Annotated in this window: 17 protein-coding genes; 10 read left to right on the forward strand and 7 right to left on the reverse strand. The window is 68.7% G+C overall.

The genetic code is table 11. The features are described 5' to 3' along the window. Nucleotides 1-14 precede the first annotated feature (14 nt). On the reverse strand, nucleotides 15-311 hold the full coding sequence (locus tag ACYSUO_RS12730; RefSeq protein WP_266713684.1) for a hypothetical protein: 297 nt from the start codon (nucleotides 309-311) through the stop codon (nucleotides 15-17). A 329-nt stretch (nucleotides 312-640) separates the two neighbouring features. On the opposite strand from ACYSUO_RS12730, the gene ACYSUO_RS12735 reads away from it, so the two are divergent. From ACYSUO_RS12735 to ACYSUO_RS12770, 8 genes are all read left to right on the forward strand, one after another. Further along, the gene (locus ACYSUO_RS12735; RefSeq protein WP_461776177.1) at nucleotides 641-2,968 is read left to right on the forward strand and encodes an ABC transporter family substrate-binding protein; all 2,328 of its coding nucleotides are present in this window, start codon (nucleotides 641-643) and stop codon (nucleotides 2,966-2,968) included. 174 nt (nucleotides 2,969-3,142) lie between these two features. Beyond that, the gene (typA, locus tag ACYSUO_RS12740) at nucleotides 3,143-5,053 is read left to right on the forward strand and encodes a translational GTPase TypA (RefSeq protein WP_461776178.1); all 1,911 of its coding nucleotides are present in this window, start codon (nucleotides 3,143-3,145) and stop codon (nucleotides 5,051-5,053) included. Between the two features lie 449 nt (nucleotides 5,054-5,502). Further along, nucleotides 5,503-7,134, forward strand: a complete 1,632-nt coding sequence (locus ACYSUO_RS12745) for a peptide ABC transporter substrate-binding protein (protein WP_461776179.1) — start codon at nucleotides 5,503-5,505, stop codon at nucleotides 7,132-7,134. 83 nt (nucleotides 7,135-7,217) lie between these two features. Continuing rightward, entirely contained in the window at nucleotides 7,218-8,147 is a 930-nt protein-coding gene (locus tag ACYSUO_RS12750; protein ID WP_266713692.1) for an ABC transporter permease, read from the forward strand. After that, nucleotides 8,140-9,111 carry an ABC transporter permease gene (locus tag ACYSUO_RS12755; RefSeq protein WP_461776180.1) on the forward strand — a complete coding sequence of 324 codons (972 nt, stop codon included), beginning with the start codon at nucleotides 8,140-8,142 and terminating at the stop codon, nucleotides 9,109-9,111. Before ACYSUO_RS12750 ends, ACYSUO_RS12755 begins: the two co-directional genes overlap by 8 nt. A gap of 16 nt (nucleotides 9,112-9,127) precedes the next feature. Next, nucleotides 9,128-10,186 (forward strand): ABC transporter ATP-binding protein, encoded by a 1,059-nt coding sequence (locus ACYSUO_RS12760; RefSeq protein WP_461776181.1) that lies wholly within the window; start codon nucleotides 9,128-9,130, stop codon nucleotides 10,184-10,186. Then, nucleotides 10,179-11,252, forward strand: a complete 1,074-nt coding sequence (locus ACYSUO_RS12765; RefSeq protein ID WP_461776182.1) for an ABC transporter ATP-binding protein — start codon at nucleotides 10,179-10,181, stop codon at nucleotides 11,250-11,252. The genes ACYSUO_RS12760 and ACYSUO_RS12765 overlap by 8 nt, the downstream gene beginning before the upstream one ends. A 102-nt stretch (nucleotides 11,253-11,354) precedes the next feature. Beyond that, a complete protein-coding gene (locus tag ACYSUO_RS12770; protein ID WP_461776183.1) occupies nucleotides 11,355-11,768 on the forward strand; it encodes a VOC family protein in 414 nt (137 codons plus the stop codon). Nucleotides 11,769-11,787: 19 nt separating this feature from the next. Here the strand turns inward: ACYSUO_RS12770 and ACYSUO_RS12775 are convergent, their stop codons facing one another. Next, nucleotides 11,788-12,216, reverse strand: coding sequence for a YunG family protein (locus tag ACYSUO_RS12775; protein WP_461776184.1), 429 nt, complete (start codon nucleotides 12,214-12,216; stop codon nucleotides 11,788-11,790). Nucleotides 12,217-12,315: 99 nt separating this feature from the next. Here ACYSUO_RS12775 and ACYSUO_RS12780 point away from each other — a divergent pair, with 99 nt between their 5' ends. Further along, nucleotides 12,316-12,957 carry an ArsR/SmtB family transcription factor gene (locus ACYSUO_RS12780; RefSeq protein WP_461776185.1) on the forward strand — a complete coding sequence of 214 codons (642 nt, stop codon included), beginning with the start codon at nucleotides 12,316-12,318 and terminating at the stop codon, nucleotides 12,955-12,957. Continuing rightward, the gene (locus tag ACYSUO_RS12785; protein ID WP_461776186.1) at nucleotides 12,954-14,300 is read left to right on the forward strand and encodes an MFS transporter; all 1,347 of its coding nucleotides are present in this window, start codon (nucleotides 12,954-12,956) and stop codon (nucleotides 14,298-14,300) included. The genes ACYSUO_RS12780 and ACYSUO_RS12785 overlap by 4 nt, the downstream gene beginning before the upstream one ends. Before the next feature lie 127 nt (nucleotides 14,301-14,427). Here the strand turns inward: ACYSUO_RS12785 and ACYSUO_RS12790 are convergent, their stop codons facing one another. From ACYSUO_RS12790 to ACYSUO_RS12810, 5 genes are all read right to left on the reverse strand, one after another. Then, nucleotides 14,428-15,462: an ABC transporter ATP-binding protein gene (locus tag ACYSUO_RS12790; protein WP_461776187.1), complete on the reverse strand. Its 1,035-nt coding sequence runs from the start codon at nucleotides 15,460-15,462 to the stop codon at nucleotides 14,428-14,430. Nucleotides 15,463-15,493: 31 nt separating this feature from the next. Beyond that, nucleotides 15,494-16,543 carry an ABC transporter ATP-binding protein gene (locus ACYSUO_RS12795; protein ID WP_461776188.1) on the reverse strand — a complete coding sequence of 350 codons (1,050 nt, stop codon included), beginning with the start codon at nucleotides 16,541-16,543 and terminating at the stop codon, nucleotides 15,494-15,496. 48 nt (nucleotides 16,544-16,591) lie between these two features. Then, nucleotides 16,592-17,572 (reverse strand): ABC transporter permease, encoded by a 981-nt coding sequence (locus tag ACYSUO_RS12800; RefSeq protein WP_461776189.1) that lies wholly within the window; start codon nucleotides 17,570-17,572, stop codon nucleotides 16,592-16,594. Between the two features lie 91 nt (nucleotides 17,573-17,663). Continuing rightward, on the reverse strand, nucleotides 17,664-19,424 hold the full coding sequence (locus ACYSUO_RS12805; RefSeq protein ID WP_461776190.1) for an ABC transporter substrate-binding protein: 1,761 nt from the start codon (nucleotides 19,422-19,424) through the stop codon (nucleotides 17,664-17,666). A 78-nt stretch (nucleotides 19,425-19,502) separates the two neighbouring features. After that, nucleotides 19,503-20,534: an ABC transporter permease gene (locus tag ACYSUO_RS12810; protein ID WP_461776191.1), complete on the reverse strand. Its 1,032-nt coding sequence runs from the start codon at nucleotides 20,532-20,534 to the stop codon at nucleotides 19,503-19,505. Nucleotides 20,535-20,795: the final 261 nt, after the last annotated feature.

A 20,795-nucleotide genomic window follows, 5' to 3' on the forward strand; every position in this document is an offset into this window, starting at 1 on the left:
TGGACGAGGGCGGGTCAGGGGGCGTGCCGGTCCCGCGCGCCGAGCCCCTCGTCGTCCGAGTCGGTCCACAGGGACCTGTCGTAGGGCGCGTCGGGGATCGTCACGAGGTCGGGGCGGTGCGGCGCGGCCGGGCCCGCGGCCGACTCGCGCAGCAGGGCGACGCTCTCGCGCAGATGCGCGGTGTCGGCCCGCACCCGGCGCAGATCGGGGCCTCCCGCGACGCCTTCGAGCTGGGGCTGCAGTCGCCCCACGGCGCGCGCGAGCTCATCGACGCAGCGCTGAACCGCCGTCAAGTCGTCGTGCAGGGACATGACTTGGCCTCACTTCCGCTGGTGCGGCGGAGTTGCTCATGCGCCTGAGAGTGTCGCGCGTCACATTGCCGTTTGTGAAGGGATCCGTGCGGATTGCCGGTGTACGCCGTGGTGCGCGCCCGCGAATTCACGCCGCCGGAACGGTGGTGGGGCGGTGGTGGGGAGGGCGTCGCCGTGGACTCCTTTGGGCCGCACGGGTGGCTTCCGGGCGGCCTGCGGGCGTGTCGGACGGCACCCCTCCCCACATCCACTTCAGTTGGCCGATAGATGTGATCAGCTCCATATACCGCCAAACGAGACAAAACCGGCCAGCCCCGGAGGTACCCGTGATGCCCCACGTCCCAAGGCGCCCAGGAGCCGCCGCACGCTCGGCCGCGTTCCTCGTGAGCGGCGCGCTCGCCGTGACCGCGCTCGCCGGCTGCGGTTCCGACGACGAGGCGGGCCGCCCCGCCGCAGGCCCCGACGTCGCCTCGGCCGCCCGCACGCAGGTCAAGGACGGCGGCACGCTGCGGTGGGCGATCGACGACGTACCGCAGACCCTCAACACCTTCCAGGCCGACGCGGACGCGGCCACGAACCGGGTCACCGGGGCCGTGCTGCCCTCGATGTTCCGGCTCGACGCGCAGGGACGTCCGGAGGCCGACCCGGACTACCTGGAGAAGGCCGAGGTCATCAAGACCGAGCCCAAGCAGGTCGTGCTGTACAAGCTGAACCAGCAGGCGGTGTGGAGCGACGGCCGGGAGATCGGCGCTGCGGACTTCGCCGCCCAGTGGCGCGCCCTGTCCGGCAGGAACAGCGCGTACTGGACCGCCCACAACGCCGGCTACAACCGCATCGAGAACGTCGAGCGCGGCAAGAACGACCTGGAGGTCCGGGTCACGTTCGCCAAGCCGTACGCGGACTGGCGCTCGCTGTTCTCGCCGCTGTACCCCAAGGACGTCATGGGGACCCCGGACGCTTTCAACGAGGGCGCGCGCGGCAAGCTCAAGGTGACCGCGGGCCCCTTCGCGCTCGACAAGGTCGACCGGGGCGACAAGCAGGTCACGCTGGAGCGCAACCCCCGCTGGTGGGGCCGCCCCGCCAAGCTGGAGAAGCTGGAACTCACCGCCGTGCCGCGCGACAAGCGCCCCGCCGCGCTCGCCTCGGGCAGGCTGGACCTCGCCGACGTCGACCCGGGGGCCGCCGAGCGCATCGCGTACGCCGCCCGCGACAAGGGCTCGTCGGGCCCGCTCGCGCACGGACCCGGCGCAGGCGTCACCTCCGGTGAGGCGCTGCGCTCCTGGGCGCGGGCGCACAACGAGGACTGGGAGGTCGCGGAGGCCGAACTGGAGGCCCGCGCGAAGACCCGCAAGGCCGTGAAGAAGTACGAGAAGGAGCAGACGGGACTGGGCGGCTTCGTCGTCCGCAAGTCGCTCGAACCCTCCTACACGCAGCTCGCCCTGAACGGTTCGAGCGGTCCGCTCGCCGACGAGCGGGTGCGCCAGGCCGTGGCCCGCGCACTCGACCGCGACAAGCTCGCCCAGAGCGTGCTCAAGCCGCTCGGTCTTCCGGCCGCGACCGTCGGCAGCCACCTCGCCCTCTCCGGCCAGGCCGCCTACGCCGACAACAGCGACGCGCTCGGCAAGCAGGACGCCGACAAGGCGCAGGCGCTGCTCGCGGAGGCGGGCTGGGTGCGCGGCGGCCCGCTGGAGGAGAAGCAGCAGAAGCCCAAGACGGCGGGCGGCAAGGCGGAGGGCGCCGCGGCCGAGTCCGACGACGGCACGTACATCATGGGCGAGGACGACCAGAAGCCGGGCGGCGGCCAGAAGCCGGCCGACGACGCGAAGCCCGGCGACGCCGCGCCCCCGCTGCTCGGCCCCGGCCCCCTCGCCGCCGCGCAGCACTCCGCCCTGCTGCACCAGGCCGACGCCGCGAAGGTGCGCTCCGCCGAGCGGGAGGGGAAGCACGCGGGCGACGCCAAGCAGGGCGCGGCCCCCGGCGCGTACGCCCCGAAGGGGACCCCCGCCCCGCAGCAGGCCGTCGCGAAGGACGCCGGCGAGGCCGGTGGCAAGGACGGCGCCAAGGCGGGTACCGCCTCGGGGCAGCTCGCCAAGGACGGCAAGCCGCTGACCCTGAACTTCGTGCTGCCCTCGGGCCCCGACGCCGAGCAGCTGCAGTCCGTCGCCGACCGGATCTCGACGATGCTCCAGAAGATCGGCGTCCGTACGGACATCACGAAGGTCGACGACGAGACCTACTTCAAGGACCACATCGCGGCGGGCGATTACGACCTGGCGCTGTACTCGTGGCCCGGCTCCGCCTACCCGGCCACCGACGGCCGCCCGATCTACGCCAAGCCGGTCCCGGCCGCCGACGGCGAGCTCACGGTCGAGCAGAACTACACCCGGGTCGGCACCGACCACATCGACCAGCTCTTCGACCAGGCCGTCGGGGAGCTCGACCAGGAAAAGGAGCACTCGCTCGTCAAGCAGGCCGACGAGCGCATCTGGGCCGCCGCAGGATCGATTCCTCTCTATCAGCGGCCCGAATTGGTGGCAGCCAAGGCGAACCTGGTGAACGCGGGGGCGTTTGGCTTCCAGGAGCCCTCCTACGAGGACATCGGCTTCCTGAAGCCGGGTGCGAAGGCCGGCGGCCCGCCTGCGGAGGACGCGGGCTGACCTGCGGTTCTTCCGTGCGGACCGGCGCTTCGGCGCCGGCCCGCACGGCCCGGCTGAGCTTGTGGCCGTCAAGCCACGTACCATGGGGTGAGGCCGTGGCGTGTCCAGCCCGGCAGGGCGCGTGTACCAAAGAAGTACGCGCAGCCGACCTTCACTCCGGGAGTACGCCGCAATATGGCCACGCGCCACGACATCCGTAACGTCGCCATCGTCGCCCACGTCGACCACGGCAAGACGACCATCGTCGACGCCATGCTCAAGCAGGCCGGCTCCTTCGCCGCGCACGCTGCCGAGTCCCTCGACGACCGCATGATGGACTCGAACGACCTGGAGCGTGAGAAGGGCATCACGATCCTCGCCAAGAACACGGCGGTGAAGTATCACCCCAAGGATGGCGGCGAGGTCATCACGATCAACATCATCGACACCCCCGGCCACGCCGACTTCGGTGGTGAGGTCGAGCGCGGTCTGTCGATGGTGGACGCGGTGGTCCTGCTGGTGGACGCCTCCGAGGGCCCGCTTCCGCAGACCCGCTTCGTGCTGCGCAAGGCGCTCCAGCAGCGCCTGCCCGTCATCCTGTGCATCAACAAGACGGACCGCCCCGACTCGCGCATCGACGAGGTCGTCAACGAGGCCTACGACCTCTTCCTCGACCTGGACGCCGACGAGGACCAGATCGAGTTCCCGATCGTCTACGCGTGCGGCCGTGACGGCATCGCGTCGCTGACGAAGCCGGAGGACGGCACGGTCCCGGCCGACTCCACCAACCTGGAGCCGTTCTTCTCCACGATCCTGGAGCACGTGCCGGCCCCCACGTACGAGGAGGACGCGCCGCTCCAGGCCCACGTCACCAACCTCGACGCCGACAACTTCCTCGGCCGTATCGCGCTGCTCCGTGTCGAGCAGGGCGAGCTGCGCAAGGGCCAGACCGTGGCGTGGATCAAGCGCGACGGCACGCACCAGAACGTGCGCATCACCGAGCTCCTCATGACCGAGGCGCTCACCCGCAAGCCGGCCGAGAAGGCGGGCCCGGGTGACATCTGCGCGGTCGCCGGTATCCCCGACATCATGATCGGCGAGACCCTGGCCGACCCGGAGAACCCCATCGCGCTGCCGCTGATCACGGTGGACCAGCCGGCGATCTCCATGACCATCGGTACGAACACCTCGCCGCTGGTCGGTCGCGGCGGTGGCGGCAAGGGCGCCGACGCCAAGTCGAGCGGCGTCAAGGACCGCAAGGTCACCGCCCGCCAGGTCAAGGACCGCCTGGACCGCGAGCTGATCGGTAACGTCTCGCTGCGCGTCCTCGACACCGAGCGTCCCGACACCTGGGAGGTGCAGGGCCGCGGTGAGCTGGCGCTGGCCATCCTCGTCGAGCAGATGCGCCGTGAGGGCTTCGAGCTGACGATCGGCAAGCCGCAGGTCGTCACCAAGGAGGTCGACGGCAAGACGCACGAGCCCGTCGAGCGCCTCACGGTGGACGTCCCCGAGGAGCACATGGGCGCCGTCACGCAGCTCATGGGCGTCCGCAAGGGCCGCATGGACAACATGTCGAACCACGGCTCCGGCTGGGTCCGCATGGAGTTCGTCGTCCCGTCCCGTGGCCTCATCGGCTTCCGTACGGAGTTCCTGACGAACACCCGTGGCACGGGCATCGCCCACTCCATCCACGAGGGCCACGAGCCGTGGTTCGGCACGCTGACGACCCGTAACAACGGCTCGCTCGTCGCCGACCGCGCCGGTTCGGTGACCCCCTTCGCGATGATGAACCTCCAGGAGCGCGGTGTGCTGTTCACCGAGCCCGGCACCGAGGTGTACGAGGGCATGATCGTCGGTGAGAACTCGCGCGCCGACGACATGGACGTGAACATCACCAAGGAGAAGAAGCTCACCAACATGCGTGCGGCGTCCGCGGACAACACGGAGAACGTGGTCCCGGCCCGCAAGCTCTCCCTGGAGCAGTCCCTGGAGTTCTGCCGCGACGACGAGTGCGTCGAGGTGACCCCGGAGGCCGTGCGTATCCGCAAGGTCGTCCTGGACCAGAAGGAGCGCGGCCGCAGCGCCTCGCGCGCCAAGCACAACTGATCCACCGCTGCCCGAGGGCAGTTGGGCCCGGTACCCCTTCGGGGGTGCCGGGCCTTTTTGTGTTGCGCCGGACACCCAGCGTTACAGCAGGTGGGGGCGCCGATCGCAACTCCATTTCCATGCCCCGACGTTCGATAGTCGGAGTGACATGACCGTTAGGTATGTAACGCGTCCGTTTCGCGTCCATCTATCTCGGATCGATTTGTCCAGATTTTGGAAGATGTACACACCAGATGTGATCGAACCGAGACCCGAAGACTGTGGTCGCCAGGTAGCCCATGGCTAATAGTTATCCGCGTAGAGCTCGGGTCAATGGGTCACGCGCAGTGGGAAGCGCCGACTCACGAGCACACTGGGGCACTTGGGACGTCTGGCCGTCAGGGGTGGCGGCAGCGGCCAAGGGATGCCCGCTTCTGCAGTGAACAAGTGGACTCATGAGGAGGAACCCCATGCGTGGTGCCAAGAGCGCCAAGTGGGTTGCGGCGGCCGCGGTCATAGCCCTCGGTGCGACGGCCTGTGGCGGTGGCAGCGGTAGCGGCGACGACAACGCCAACCGGGAGATCGACCCGAACGGCATCGTCACCTACGCCAACGGTGAGCCGCAGAACCCGCTGCAGCCGGCGAACACGATGGAGGCGTACGGCTCCAACACGATCGAGGCGGTCTTCGCCGGCCTTGTCGACTACAACGACAAGGGCGAGGTCACCATGACCAACGCCAAGTCGGTCACGCCGGACAAGGACAACAAGGTCTGGACGGTCAAGCTCAAGCCGGGCTGGAAGTTCCACAACGGTGAGACGGTCACCGCCAAGTCCTTCGTGGACGCCTGGAACTGGGCCGCCAACGTCAAGAACAACCAGGTCAACTCCTCCTGGTTCTCGGACATCGAGGGTTACGCCGATGTCCACCCCGAGAAGGGCAAGGCCAAGGCGGACACCATGTCCGGCCTGAAGGTCGTGGACGACAACACGTTCACGATCACGCTGTCCTCGGGCATCCCGTACTTCCACTACAAGCTGGCCTACCCGGTCTTCTCCCCGCTGCCCAGCGGCTTCTTCAAGGACCCGAAGGGCTACGGCGAGAAGCCGGTCGGCAACGGCGCCTACAAGTTCAAGTCGTGGGAGCACAAGAAGTCGATCCAGCTCACGCGGAACGACGACTACAAGGGTCCGGACAAGGCCAAGAACGGCGGCCTGAACCTCAAGGCGTACACGTCGGACACGGCCGCGTACAACGACCTGGTGTCGAACAACGTCGACTCCATGCCGATCATCCCGAACTCCGAGCTCGCCAACTACAAGCAGGACCTCGGCGACCGCGCGATCGTTCAGGACTACTCGGCGATCAACACGATCAACCCCGCCTTCTACACGAAGCAGTGGAAGGGCATCGACGTCAAGGTCCTGCAGGGCCTGTCGATGGCGATCGACCGCGACACCATCAACAAGACGGTCTTCTACAACACCCGTGAGTCGGCGACCGGTTGGGTCGCCAAGGGTGTGCTGGGCTACCAGAAGGACGCCTGCGGCGAGTACTGCAAGTACAACCCGAGCAAGGCGAAGGAGCTCATCAAGGAAGGCGGCGGCGTTCCGGGCAACAAGATCTCGATCCAGTACAACGCCGACCAGCCGCACAAGGACTGGGTCGTCGCGGTCTGCAACTCCATAAAGAAGGCGGTCGGTGTCGCGTGCGAAGGCGACGCCAAGACGGACTTCCAGGCCGACACGCAGATTCGTGACGCCAAGAAGGTCAAGTCCCTCTACCGTTCGGGCTGGGTCCTCGACTACCCGTTCAACGGCAACTTCCTGCGTGACCTCTACGGCACCGGTGTCGCCGGCAACAAGGCCGACTTCTCGAACAAGGAATTCGACGCCCTTGTGAAGAAGGCCGACGCCGCCGCGACCGTCGACGAGTCCGCGAAGCTGTACCAGGAAGCCGAGAAGTCGCTCCAGAACAGCTTCCCGGGTATCCCGCTCTGGTACAACCGCACGGTTTCCGGGCACTCCACGAACGTCAAGAACATGACGTTCAGCCAGGACGGCGACCCGAACTTCAACGACGTCGAGGTCTACAAGAAGTAATCCAGCGGGAGCAGTTGACCCGTGGCGTGGGCCGGCGATCCCGGCCCGCGCCACGGGCTGCTCCGCTATGGACGGAGGCACCCATGGGGCGCTATGTCGCGAGGCGACTGCTCCAGATGATCCCGGTCTTTCTCGGGACAACCATTCTGATCTTCCTGATGGTCAACGTGCTGCCGGGTGACCCGGTGGCCGCGCTGTGGGGGGACAAGCCGCCGGACCCGGCGCAGATGGCCAAGATCAAGCACGACCTCGGCCTCGATCTGCCGCTGTGGCAGCAGTATCTGCACTATCTCGGCAACCTGGCGCACGGCGAGTTCGGCGTGACGATCGCGGGCAGCCGACCCGTCATCGACGAGATGGCGGCCGCCTTCCCGGTCACCATCCGGCTCGCGCTGATGGCGTTCACCTTCGAGATGGTCGTCGGCATCTGCCTCGGCGTCATCGCCGGCATCCGCCGCGGCAAGCTGATCGACACCGGCGTCACGATCTTCACGCTCCTGGTGATCTCCGTACCCGTCTTCGTGCTCGGCCTGCTCGGCCAGCAGATCATCGGTACGCAGCTGGGCTGGGTCACGCCCAACGTCCAGGACTCCATGAACGTGGGGCAGTTGCTGCTTCCGGCCATCGTGCTCGGCTCGCTCTCCCTCGCGTACGTCGCGCGGCTCACCCGCACGTCGATCGCCGAGAACGCGCGCGCCGACTACATCCGCACGGCCGTGGCCAAGGGGCTTCCGCAGACCCGCGTGGTCCGCATGCACCTGCTGCGCAACTCCCTGATCCCGGTGGTGACCTACCTCGGCACCGACATCGGCGCGCTGATGGCCGGCGCCGTCGTGACCGAGGGCATCTTCAACGTCCAGGGCGTGGGCAACCTCCTCTACGAGGCACTCGCCCGCCGCGAGGGCGCCGTCATCGTCGGCATCGTGACGGTCTTCGTCCTGATCTACCTCGTCGCGAACCTGGTCGTCGACCTGCTCTACGCGGTGCTGGACCCGAGGATTCGTTATGCCTGAGAACACCGTGAAGATGAAGAAGAACGACGCCGCCACGGCCGCCGAGGAGCCCACGGCCGCCGTGGGCCCGACGGTCGCCGAGGCCGGACCCGCACCGGAGAAGCCGCGTTCGCTCGGCGCCGATGCCTGGGCGGACCTCATCCGCCGTCCGCTGTTCCTCATATCCGCCGTGCTGATCGTGTTCCTGCTGGTGATGGCGGCCTTCCCGTCGCTGTTCAGCAGCACGGACCCGACGGCCGGCGACCTGAGCAACCACTTCCTGGACAAGCCGAAGCTCGGCAGCCTCTTCCAGCCCGACTGGTTCGGCTACGACGCCCAGGGCCGCTCGATCTACTCCCGTGTCGTCTACGGCGCACGGGTGTCGATCCTGGTCGGCGTCGGCGTGACCCTGCTCACCACCGTCTTCGGTGGCCTGCTCGGCATGCTCGCCGGCTACTTCGGCGGCTTCTGGGACACGGCCCTCTCCCGGATCACCGACGTGTTCTTCGGTATCCCGTTCATCCTCGGCGCGATGGTGGTGCTCAACGCCTTCACCGACCGCACCGTGTGGACCGTGATCGGCGCCCTCGCCTTCCTCGGCTGGACGACCATCGCGCGCGTCATGCGTGGCGCGGTGATCACCGCCAAGCACGCGGACTACGTGGTGGCGGCGAAGGCCCTCGGCGCGGGCACCGGCCGGATCCTGCGCAAGCACGTCCTGCCGAACGCCATCGCCCCGGTGATCGTCGTCGCGACCATCCAGCTCGGTGTCGTCATCGTCGCCGAGTCCACCCTCTCGTACCTCGGACTCGGTCTCGGGACCAACGACGTATCGTGGGGTGCGGACATCTCCGACGCGGTCAAGTCCATCCGGAACGCGCCGCACATCCTGTTCTTCCCGGCAGGCATGCTCAGCCTCACGGTGCTGGCGTTCATCATGCTCGGCGACGCTGTGCGCGAAGCCCTCGACCCCAAGCTGCGCTGAGGGAGGCGTACTCGTCATGACTCTTCTCGACAAGACGGACTCGGTACCGTCTCCGCGCGGTGCGGGGGACGACGGCACGCCGCTGCTCGAAGTCCGCGACCTGCACGTGGAGTTCCACACCCGCGACGGTGTGGCCAAGGCGGTCAACGGCGTCAACTACACCGTGGACGCGGGCGAGACGCTCGCCGTGCTCGGCGAGTCCGGCTCCGGCAAGTCCGTCACCGCGCAGGCCATCATGGGCATCCTCGACATGCCGCCCGGCAAGATCTCCAAGGGCGAGATCCTCTTCCGGGGCCAGGACATGCTCAAGATGTCCGGCGAGGAGCGCCGCAAGATGCGCGGCGCCAAGATGGCCATGATCTTCCAGGACGCGCTCTCCTCGCTGAACCCGGTGCTCTCCGTCGGCTACCAGCTCGGCGAGATGTTCCGGGTCCACCAGGGCATGTCCAAGAAGGAGGCCAAGGCCAAGGCCATCGAGCTGATGGACCGGGTGCGCATCCCGGCCGCGGCGGCCCGGGTCGGGGACTATCCGCACCAGTTCTCCGGCGGTATGCGCCAGCGCATCATGATCGCGATGGCGCTCGCCCTGGAGCCGGACCTGATCATCGCGGACGAGCCCACCACGGCGCTCGACGTGACGGTCCAGGCCCAGGTCATGGACCTGCTCGCGGAGCTGCAGCGCGAGTTCAACATGGGGCTCATCCTCATCACGCACGACCTCGGTGTGGTCGCCGACGTCGCCGACAAGATCGCGGTGATGTACGCGGGCCGGATCGTGGAGACGGCGCCGGTGCGCGAGCTCTACAAGCGGCCCGCGCACCCGTACACCAAGGGTCTGCTCGAGTCGATCCCGCGCCTGGACCAGAAGGGCCAGGAGCTGTACGCGATCAAGGGCCTGCCGCCCAACCTGACGCGCATTCCGTCGGGTTGTGCCTTCAACCCGCGCTGCGCCCAGGCGCAGGACGTGTGCCGCACCGACGTCCCGGCGCTGCTTCAGGTGACCGAGCGGGACGGTGGCGAGCTCGCGGGCCGCGGCAGCGCGTGCCACTTCTGGAAGGAGACGATCCATGGCTGAGTCCGAGGCGGTGGCCGCCATCGAGACCCCGGTCGACCGTGGCGAGCCGATCCTCCAGGTACGCAACCTGAAGAAGTACTTCCCGCTGACCCAGGGCATCCTGTTCAAGCGGCACGTGGGCGATGTGAAGGCCGTCGACGGGGTCTCCTTCGACCTGCACCAGGGCGAGACGCTCGGCATCGTGGGGGAGTCCGGCTGTGGCAAGTCCACGGTCGCCAAGCTCCTGATGACGCTGGAGACGGCGACCGCGGGCGAGGTCTTCTTCAAGGGGCAGGACATCACCAAGCTGTCCGGCCGCGCCCTGAAGGCCGTCCGCCGCAACATCCAGATGGTGTTCCAGGACCCGTACACGTCGCTCAACCCCCGTATGACGGTGGGCGACATCATCGGGGAGCCCTTCGAGATCCACCCCGAGGTGGCACCGAAGGGGAACCGTCGCAAGAAGGTCCAGGACCTCCTCGACGTCGTCGGGCTCAACCCGGAGTACATCAACCGGTACCCGCACCAGTTCTCGGGCGGTCAGCGCCAGCGCATCGGCATCGCGCGCGGCCTGGCGCTCAACCCCGAGATCATCATCTGCGACGAACCGGTGTCGGCGCTCGACGTGTCGGTCCAGGCCCAGGTCATCAACCTGATGGAGAAGCTGCAGGACGAGTTCAACCTGTCCTACATCTTCATCGCGCACGACCTGTCGATCGTCCGGCACATCTCCGACCGGGTCGGGGTCATGTACCTCGGCAAGATGGCGGAGATCGGCACGGACGCCGAGATCTACGAGCACCCGACGCACCCGTACACGCAGGCGCTGCTCTCCGCGGTGCCCGTGCCGGACCCGGAGGTGCGCGAGGTTCGCGAGCGGATCATCCTCTCCGGTGACGTGCCCTCGCCGGCCAACCCGCCGTCGGGCTGCCGCTTCCGCACCCGCTGCTGGAAGGCGCAGGACAAGTGCGCCGAGGAGATCCCGGTCCTCGCGATCCCGGAGCGCTTCCGGTCCTCCGAGACCCCGGCCGCGCACGATTCGGCGTGCCACTTCGCGGAGGAGAAGAACGTGGTGCCCGCGGCGTGACCGCTGCACGGTGACACAGTGAGCCGACCGGTTCCTGCCTTCGGGCGGGGGCCGGTCGGCTCTTTCGTTCGTACGTCGCTCGTACGTGGCGACACCTACGTCATGACACCTGGGGGACCTTCCTTGCACGGCACGCTGCATCACGTCGAACTGTGGGTGCCCGACTTCGGGCGGGCCGAGGGCTCGCTCGGGTGGCTGCTCGGGGAGTTGGGGTACGTCGCCGAGCAGCGCTGGGACAACGGGTGCAGCCTGCGGCTCGGGCCGACGTACCTCGTCATCGAGCAGTCACCTGCGCTGAGTTCGGACCGGCACGACCGGCTGGCGCCGGGCCTGAACCACCTCGCGTTCCACGTCGAGGACGCCGCGGCGATGGAGCGGCTCGTGGAGCGGGCCGCCGGGCACGGGTGGCGGCTGATGTTCCCGGAGCGGCATCCGTACGCGGGTGGGGACGGGCACTGCGCGGCGTATCTGGAGAACGGGGACGGGTTCGAGGTCGAGCTGGTCGCGTCCGCGTGAGCCGTGAGTGCGTCAACGCTCAGACGGGCGCGGGCAGTTCCGCTCCCAGGTGGGCGGCGACGCGCTCGCGCAGCACGAGGTACTCCGCCCAACGCCGCTTCAGCGGGCCCGGTGGACGCACCTTGACCCGCGCCGCGCGAATCTCCTCGCCGCGCCGGAACTGCTCGCGCGTCAGGTCGAGTTCGACCCCGCTCGGCAGCCGGTTCCACCAGTGGAAGCCCTCCTGCGCGCCGTCCGTCAGATAGACCTCGCCCATGACGAGGTCGCCGCCGAAGACGTCGTTCACGAGCAGCGCGGTGATGTCGCAGTGCCCCCACGCGGGATTGTCCGGCGACCATCTCTCCGCCCCGTCCGGCGACGTGGTGTCGGCGGCCCAGGCCGCGCGCAGCGCCGCGTCCAGCTCCAGGAGTGACCAGGTCGTGGTGGTCGCGGCAGTCGTGTCAGTCATGGCCGCAGCATGGCAGCCGCCACTGACAACGGGAGTTGGCAAAAGAAGTTCTGCAAAAACTCTTTTGCCAAGTGGTCGATTGCGGCTACCTTCCGGGGCATGGCCGACGACGACAACCGCACGCGCGTACTCGATCCCGAGCAGGACGCAGCAGCGCTGAAGGCGCTGACCCACCCCCTGCGTATCCAACTGCTCGGGCTGCTGCGCCTGGACGGCCCCGCCACCGCAACCGAGCTCGCGGTCAAGGCGGGGGAGTCGTCGGCCTCCGCCAGCTACCACCTGCGGGTCCTCGCGAAGTACGGGTTCGTGGCCGAGGCCGAGCACCGGGACGGCCGTGAGCGGCGTTGGCGCTCCGTGCACGCGATCACCTCGTGGAGCAACGAGGCCATGCACGCGTCGCCCGGCGCCCGGCACTTCGTCAGCGAGATGGCCCGGCGGCAGGTCGAGCACCTGGGCCGCTCCCTCGCCCGCCACGAGGCGGATCTCGCCGAGGGACGCCTGGGCCCGGAGTGGGTGGAGCCGTCCGGCATCGCCGACGCCATGCCCCGGCTCACCGCCGGCTCGCTGGACGAGTTGAAGGCGGCCTTCGAGGCGAAGCTCGACGAACTGACCCGACGCGACGCCGAGGATCCGGACGCCGAGCAGGTCATCGTGGTCGTGGCGGGCCTGCCGGTCGCTCCGCGGGAGACGGAGGACGGCGGGGCGGACCCGGGGGCGGGCTCCGGCCAGGGCGCGTCATGAGTGACCGCATACCCGACCCCCGCACCGCCCGCCGCCGCTACGCCATCGTCTGCGCGCTGTTCTGGCTACCGGTCGGCGCCGCCATCGCGCCCAAGGTGCTGTTGCTGACCGAGCGGGGGTTCGCGCTCGCCACCATAACCGCCTTCGTCGCCGCGCACTCGCTCACCGCCGCTGTCCTCGAACTGCCCACCGGTGGGCTCTCCGACGTCCTCGGCCGCCGCCCCGTCCTCGCCGCGGCCGGCGTGCTGGACCTGGCCGCCCTCGCCCTGATCGGCCTCGGCACCACGGCGCTGCCGGTCGCGCTCGGCAGCGTGCTGCTCGGTGCGGGCCGCGCCCTGTCCACGGGTCCTGCCGAGGCCTGGTACGTGGACACGGTCCAGGCCTCGGCGGGACCCGGCGCCGAACTGCGCACCGGACTCGCCCGAGGCTCGGCGGCCTCCTCCGCCGCGCTCGCCGTGGGCACCCTGATCGGCGGCGGCCTGCCGTGGCTCCTCGGCCTCGGCGCCAACCCCGGCGCGTGGCTCGCCGAGGCGACGGCCGGGTACGTGGTGCCGCTGGCCGTGCCGATGCTGCTGGGCGTGCTGATCGAACTCGGCTTCATCGCCTACGTGTTGCTCGCCCTGCCCGAGCCCCCGCACCCCCGCGCCACCCTCTCCGACGTCCTCCGCGGCATCCCGGCCACCGTCCTGGACGGACTGCGCCCGGCGGGCCGTGACGCGACGGTGCGCCGCGTGCTGCTCAGCGCGGGCGCGGCCGGCGCCGCCCTCTTCACCCTCGAACTCCTCACGCCGGGCCGGGCCGCCGCCCTGACCGGCGCCCCCGAGTCCGGCGCCGTCGTGTTCGCGGGGCTGGCCTGCGCCGGATACGTCTGCTCCGGCGTGGGCAGCCACCTCGCCCCACTGGCCGCACGCTGCGCGGGCGGCGGGGAACGGGCGGTCCTGGTGGGCCTGGCCGCGGGCGCCCTCGGCCTCCTCCTGCTCGGCGCCACGGCGGCATTCACGGGCCCGGCGGTCACGCTCCTTGCGGTCTGCGGCTACGGACTCGTCTACCTGGGCCTCGGCGCGGCGGGCCCGAACGAGAACGAGCTGCTGCACCGCAGGGTGGGCCGCGAGGGCCGGGCGACGGCCCTGTCGGTGCAGTCGCTCGCGCTCCAACTCGCGGGCGCGGTCGCCGGGTTGGCGATCGGCGCGCTGCCGACGGGTCCGCTGCCGTGGCTGGTGGGAGGCATCGCGCTACTGGGCGGTGCGTTGCTGTGGACCGGAAGGGTGGGCCGCGGCCTGCGGAAAGAGCCCGCCGAGGCGCCCGTACCGTACCCCGGCAACACGAAGGCCCGCGCCGAATGATCGGCGCGGGCCTTCTCCCCGGCGAACCGGCAGCGTCCGTGGCTCGGGTCAATGGGCCGACGTTCCGGTTCCTGATGTACGCCGCCGAGGCGAGTTGGGGTGGTGCCCCGGCGGCGTACCGGGGGGTCTAGAGGGCCTTGCGGGCCCCGGGGAGGACCGGCTCGGCCGGCTCCTCCGGGTAGTGGCATGCCGTCAGGTGGCCGTCCGTACCGCCCGTCACCTGCACCAGCGGCGGGGCCTCGGTGGCGCACTTGTCCGTCGCCTTCCAGCAGCGCGTGCGGAAGCGGCAGCCCGACGGCGGGTTGACCGGGGACGGCACGTCGCCCTTGAGGCGGATGCGCTCGCGGGCCGGGGCGTCGTCGGCGCTCGGCTCCGGGACCGCCGACAGCAGCGCCTTGGTGTATGGGTGTCGAGGGCCGGCGTAGAGGTCGGCGCGGTCCGCGATCTCGACGATGCGGCCGAGGTACATCACGGCCACGCGCTGCGAGAAGTGCCGTACGACGGCCAGGTCGTGGGCGATGAAGACGAAGGCGATGTCCAGCTCGCGCTGGAGCTCCTGGAGAAGATTGACCACCTGCGCCTGGATGGAGACGTCGAGGGCCGAGACCGGCTCATCGGCCACGATCAGCTTCGGCTCCAGCGCCAACGCCCGTGCAACGCCGATGCGTTGACGCTGACCGCCGGAGAACTCGTGCGGGAAGCGGTTGTAGTGCTCGGGGTTGAGGCCGACCGTTTCGAGGAGTTCGCGTACGCGCTTCTCCCGGCCGCCCGCGGGGTTGATGCCGTTGATCTCCATCGGGGCGGAGATGATCTTGCCGACGGTGTGCCGCGGGTTCAGGGACGCGTACGGGTCCTGGAAGATCATCTGGATCTCCGAGCGGACCGGCGCGAGCTTCTTGCGGTCGGCGTGCGTGATGTCCTGGCCGCGGTAGCTGATCTTCCCGGCGGTCGGCTCCAGCAGGCGCGTGATCAGGCGCCCTGTCGTCGACTTGCCGCAGCCCGACTCGCCGACCAGGCCGAGGCTCTCGCCCTGGCCGACCTGGAAGTCCAGACCGTCCACGGCCTGCACGGCCCCGATGGTGCGGCGGATCGGGAACCCGCCCTTGATCGGGAAGTGCTTGGTGAGCCCCGAGACGTCCAGCAGGGGAGTGGTGTCGCTCATGGTGAATCCCTGAAATCCCTCTGTGTGTCCGTCAGTTGGTCCGGGCGGCGGCACCGGCCGCGGCCAGCTCCGCGAAGAACTCCGTGCGCTGCCGCGCCGTGAGGTGACACGCGGGCCCCCGCTCGCCGGTCGCGTCGAGCCGCGGCTCCTCGGTGACGCAGCGGTTGTCGGCCACCTGCTCGACGAAGGTGCAGCGCGGGTGGAAGCGGCAGCCGGTCGGCGGGTTGAGCAGGCTCGGCGGGGTGCCGGGGATGGGCGAGAGCGGCACGTCGACCGGTCCGTCGAGGCTCGGCGTGGAGCTCAACAGGCCGAGCGTGTACGGGTGTTGCGGGGCACGCAGGACCTCCTGCTTCGTGCCGCGCTCCACGCACCGGCCGCCGTACATCACCAGCACGTCGTCCGCGATGTCGGCGATGACGCCGAGGTCGTGCGTGATGAAGATGATGCCCGTGCCGAACTCCTGCTGAAGGTCCTTGAGCAGGTCCATGATCTGCGCCTGGACCGTCACGTCGAGGGCGGTCGTCGGCTCGTCGGCGATCAGCAGTTCGGGGTCGCAGACCAGCGCCATCGCGATCATCGCGCGCTGGCGCATACCGCCGGAGAACTGGTGCGGATAGTCGTCCACCCGGAGGTCGGGCTGGGGGATCCCGACCCTCCGGAGCATTTCGATCGCCCGCGCCCGGGCCTCCTGCTTGGAGGCGCCGGTGTGCTTGCGATAGGTCTCGCCGATCTGCCGCCCGACGGTGTGGTACGGCGACAGCGAGGCCAGGGCGTCCTGGAAGATCATGGACATGGTGTTGCCGCGGAGCCGCTCGAGTTCGCGCTCGGAGGTGGCGAGCAGGTCCTTGCCGTCGAGCAGGATCTCGCCTTCGATCTCCGTGCGGGCGGGGTCGTGCAGGCCCAGGATCGTCAGGTTGGTGACCGACTTGCCGGAGCCGGACTCGCCCACGATGCCGAGCGTCCTGCCCTTGGCCACGTCGAAGCTGAGCCCGTCGACGGCCTTGACGGTGCCGCCCTCGGTGGAGAAGTGGACCTTCAGATCCCGGACGGAGAGGAAGGGCTGCTGATCGGTGCTCGTCACAGGGGACGCTCCTGGGGGTGATGCGGGGGTAGGGGGCAACGGCGGAGGTCAGGCGAGCCGGATCCGCGGGTCGATGAGGGCGTACACGGCGTCGACGATGATGTTGAGGAACACGATGGCGCCGGCCGAGAGCAGGGTGACGCCGAGCAGCATGGGCAGGTCGCTCTTGTCCACGGACTGCACCGCGAGACGGCCCACGCCCTGGAGGCTGAACACCTGCTCCGTGATGATCGCGCCGCCGATGAGCTGGGCGAGGTCGATGCCGAAGAGGGTGACGATCGGCCCCATCGCGCCGCGCCAGGCGAACCGGAAGAAGACGCTGCGGCCGGAGAGCCCCTTGGCCCGGGCGGTGCGGACGAAGTCCTCGGTGAGCGTCTCGGCCATCTGCGAGCGCGTCATACGCGTGTAGTTGGCGGTCCAGATCAGGGACAGGACCAGCCAGGGCACCAGCAGACCGGCGGCCCACGAGACGGGGTTCTCGGTCAGCGGCGTGTACGAGGGGTTGTCCAGGATGCCGAGCTTCGCCACGAGGAGGTACATCACGATGTAGCCGACGAAGTAGATCTGCATCGAGGAGGCGACCAGCGAGGCCGAACTGGCCACCTTGTCCTGCCACTTGCCCTGCTTGACCGCGGCGAGCATGCCCGCGCCGATACCGAAGGTCAGGAAGACGACGGCCGAGCCGAAGGCCAGCGAGAGGGTCAGCGGGAGCCGGTCCAGGATCGTGCCGAGCACGGGCTCCCGGTTGGCGAACGAGTAACCCAGGCAGGGCGCCTCGCAGTTGCCGAAGCCGGGGTAGTCGCGCCCGACGAAGATGCCCTTGAGCCAGTCCCAGTACTGGACCGGTATCGGGTGGTCGATGCCCAGGTTGTGCCGGACCTTCGCGAGCATGTCGGGCGTGCAGTTCTTGCCGCAGGACATGATGGCGGGGTCACGCGGAACGGCGTAGAAGAGCCAGAAGGTGACTGCGCTGATGATCAACAGGATGACCAGCGCACCGAAGACTCGGCGAACGAGGAAGCGGGGCATGGGGCGTGACTTTCCGGACGGGGCGCCGTCGCCGGGAGGCTGAAGGGGGAGAGCTGGGGACGGCCGCCGTGACGGCCGTCCCTTCAGGCGCTTACTTCTTGGCGTAGAGCTTGCAGAGGGCGACGCAGGTGTTGCCGAGGTCGTAGACGACGTTGCCGACCTTGGAGCCGTGCATCCAGTTGCGGATGGAGTGGTAGTCGGGCACGCAGGGCGCGAGTTCCATGATCTGCCGGTCGACGTTGCCCCAGGCCTTCTTGGCCTTGTCCGGGTCCGTCTCCGCGGTGGCCGCCGCGATCGCCCGGTTGACGCTCTTGTCGTCCAGCTGGGCGTAGTTGCTGCGGCCGTCGCCGATGTTCTCGCCGGCCCAGCAGGGGTAGATCATCGAGTAGCCGGCGGGCCAGTCGGGGCTCCAGCCGGCGGCGAACAGGTCGAAGTCGTTGTCGACCTTGCCGATCTGCGTGTAGAAGGTCGACTTGTCCACCTGCTTGTTGACGACTTGGAAGCCCGCCGCCTCCAGGGCATTCTTGATCGCGACGGCCTGCTTCACCGAGTTGTCGGACTGCTGGTAGGCGATGACCAGCTTCTGGCCGGTCTTGCCGGCCTCCTTGAGCAGGGCCTTGGCCTTGGCCGGGTCACCGCCGGGCTTCTTGGTCGTGCCGTACAGGTCGAACTTCTCGTAGCCCGGCGTCACCGGCGACATGATCGTGGTGGCCAGCTCGCTGGTGGAGGCGCCGCCGCGGATGGTCTGAAGCTGCTGGTGCGGCCAGGCCCAGTTGATGGCCTGGCGGACCTTGACGTCCTTGACGCGGGTCGTGTTGATCGGCCAGTAGTACGTGACCGTGTCGACCTGCGTGAGGACGCGCTTCTTCAACTTGGCGTTGGTGAGGACCTGGGCGACACGCTCCGGTGCGACCTCGTTGAAGATCGACATCGTGTACTGGTCGTTGCCCTTGTCCGCTATGTAGCGGTCGGTCGAGGCCAGCGGTTCGAAGCCGAACTGGAAGACGTACTTGTCCGGGTAGTTGTTCCGGATGGAGTCCGTCTTCGGGTCCCAGTGCTCGTTGCGCACGTAGGTCATCGACTTGCCCGGCTGACGGCTGTCGATCTTGTACGGGCCGCAGGCGAACGGGCGCTTGTCGTACTTCTCCTTGGTGTCGTGCTTCTTCGACACCAGGGCGTAACCGCGCTCCGCGACCATGAAGTTGAAGTCACCGTGCGCCTCCTTCAGGCGGAAGGTGATCGTCCGGCCGTCGATCTCGATGGCGTCGAGGTGCTTGCCGCCGTAGGGGCCCTTGTACTTGTCGCCGCCCTCCAGCCAGTTCTGGACGTAGATCGGACCCTCGGTGACGAACGAGGCGAAGAGGCGCTCGAAGGTGTGGCGGACGTCATCCATCGTGACGTCGGAGCCGTCCTCCCACTTCACGCCCTCCTTGATGGTGAACGTCCAGGTCTTGCCGCCGTCCTTCATGGTGCCGGCGTCGGTCGCGACGTCGCCGACCAGCGTGGAGGCGCCCTTCTCGCCGACCTTGTAGCCGGTCAGGCCACGCATGATCGGGACCGTGATGGCTATTTCGGTCTGGACGTAGATCTGCGCCGGGTCGAGGTGGTCCATGTCGAACTGGTCGAGCGAGTAGATCGTCCCGCCCTTGACTGCGCCCGGGACCTCCGGGGCCGGACCGGTGGAGTCGGCCTTGGTGCCGACCGGGATCTCGGTCGTCCTGGAGCCGCTGACCGAGGGGCCCTTGCTCTTGCCGGCGCTGCCACCGCTGCCGCCGCCACAAGCGGTCAGTACGGTGCTGGACGCGGCCGCCACACCGGTGGCGATGAGGAAGTTTCTACGGGAGAAGGACATCGTTGAGCCTGCCTAGGGTTCAGTCGGGACGAGTGGTGAGGCGGCCGGACGTCGTCGAACCGGCTGTGGGGGCTGGGGTCAGCGCTTGGACTTCGGGTCGAGCGCGTCGCGCGCCGAGTCGCCGAGGAGGTTGAAGGCGAGGACGAAGATCACCATCGCCAGGCCCGGGAAGAGTAGGAACGTGAAGTCCTGGCTGTAGAACTGGGCGCCGCGGCCGATCATGACGCCCCAGTCGGGGGTCGGGTCGATCATGCCGACGCCGAGGAAGGCCAGGCCCGCCTCCGCGGTGACGAAGAGGGGGAGCTGCAGCGTGGCCTGGACGATGATCGGCGTCCACAGGTTGGGCAGCAGTTCCTTGAACACGATCCGCATCGGTGAGGCGCCGGTGACCTTGGCGGCCTCGACGAACTCCCGCTCGCGCAGGCCGAGTACCTGGCCTCGCAGCAGACGGGCGATGGAGGCCCAGCCGAAGGCCGAGAGGACGAAGATCAGGGACACGGCCCGCAGGGATGTCGGGATGTTGTCGTCGTCGGCGACGAAGAGCCCGTACACCACCGGCATGAAGGCGATGTAGAAGAGCGTGGACGGGAACGCGAGCAGGATGTCGATGATCCGGCCCACGAGGTAGTCCGTCTTGCCGCCCAGATATCCGGCGGTGACGCCGACGACGACGCCGAGCAGGATCGTGAGCACGGTGGCGGCGAGGGCGATGCCCAGCGAGTTGCGGATGGCGTACAGCAGGAAGGTGAACACATCCCGCCCGAGCTGCGGTTCGATGCCGAACCAGAACTCCGAGCTCATGCCGCCGTTGGGCCCTGCCGGGTACGAGAAGGCGTCGAGCAGCTCGGGGTGCGCGCTGGCGTACGTGGTGTACGGGTCCTTGCCGTACACCTTGGATATCAGCGGAGCCGCGAGCGCGATCACGAAGAAGAAGAGCACGATGCAGGCGGAGATCACGCCTGTGCGGTCCCGCTTGAAGCGTCGCCAGGCGAGCTTGCCGGGGGAGAGGCTCTCCTCGTCGCGGGAGGTCGAAGGAGGCGTCTGCGGTGCAGGCGCAAGATCCTCCGTGACCTCAAGCGTGGTCGCGGCGGGAGGAGTTGGGGTCGTCATGGTGCTCCAGGCCCTGAGGGGTCCACATGGGCACGGGGCGACCCGTGCGCTCAGCGGGACCTTTTCAAGGCCCAGATGTACGGTCAACGAATTCTTGAGGTCTTGATCCCGTCTTTGAATCTTTGGTCCCAGCTTTGCTCTGCGTAGGCACGTCGCTGGCCTGAGCTTGATGAAACCAGGGGACCAAAAGGGCGCTTATGGGCGCTACTTGGGGCGACAGGTTCGATATCCGGACGCGAGCGTCCCGCTATGCGTACACGC

The sequence above is a fragment of the Streptomyces sp. UC4497 genome (assembly GCF_054871485.1).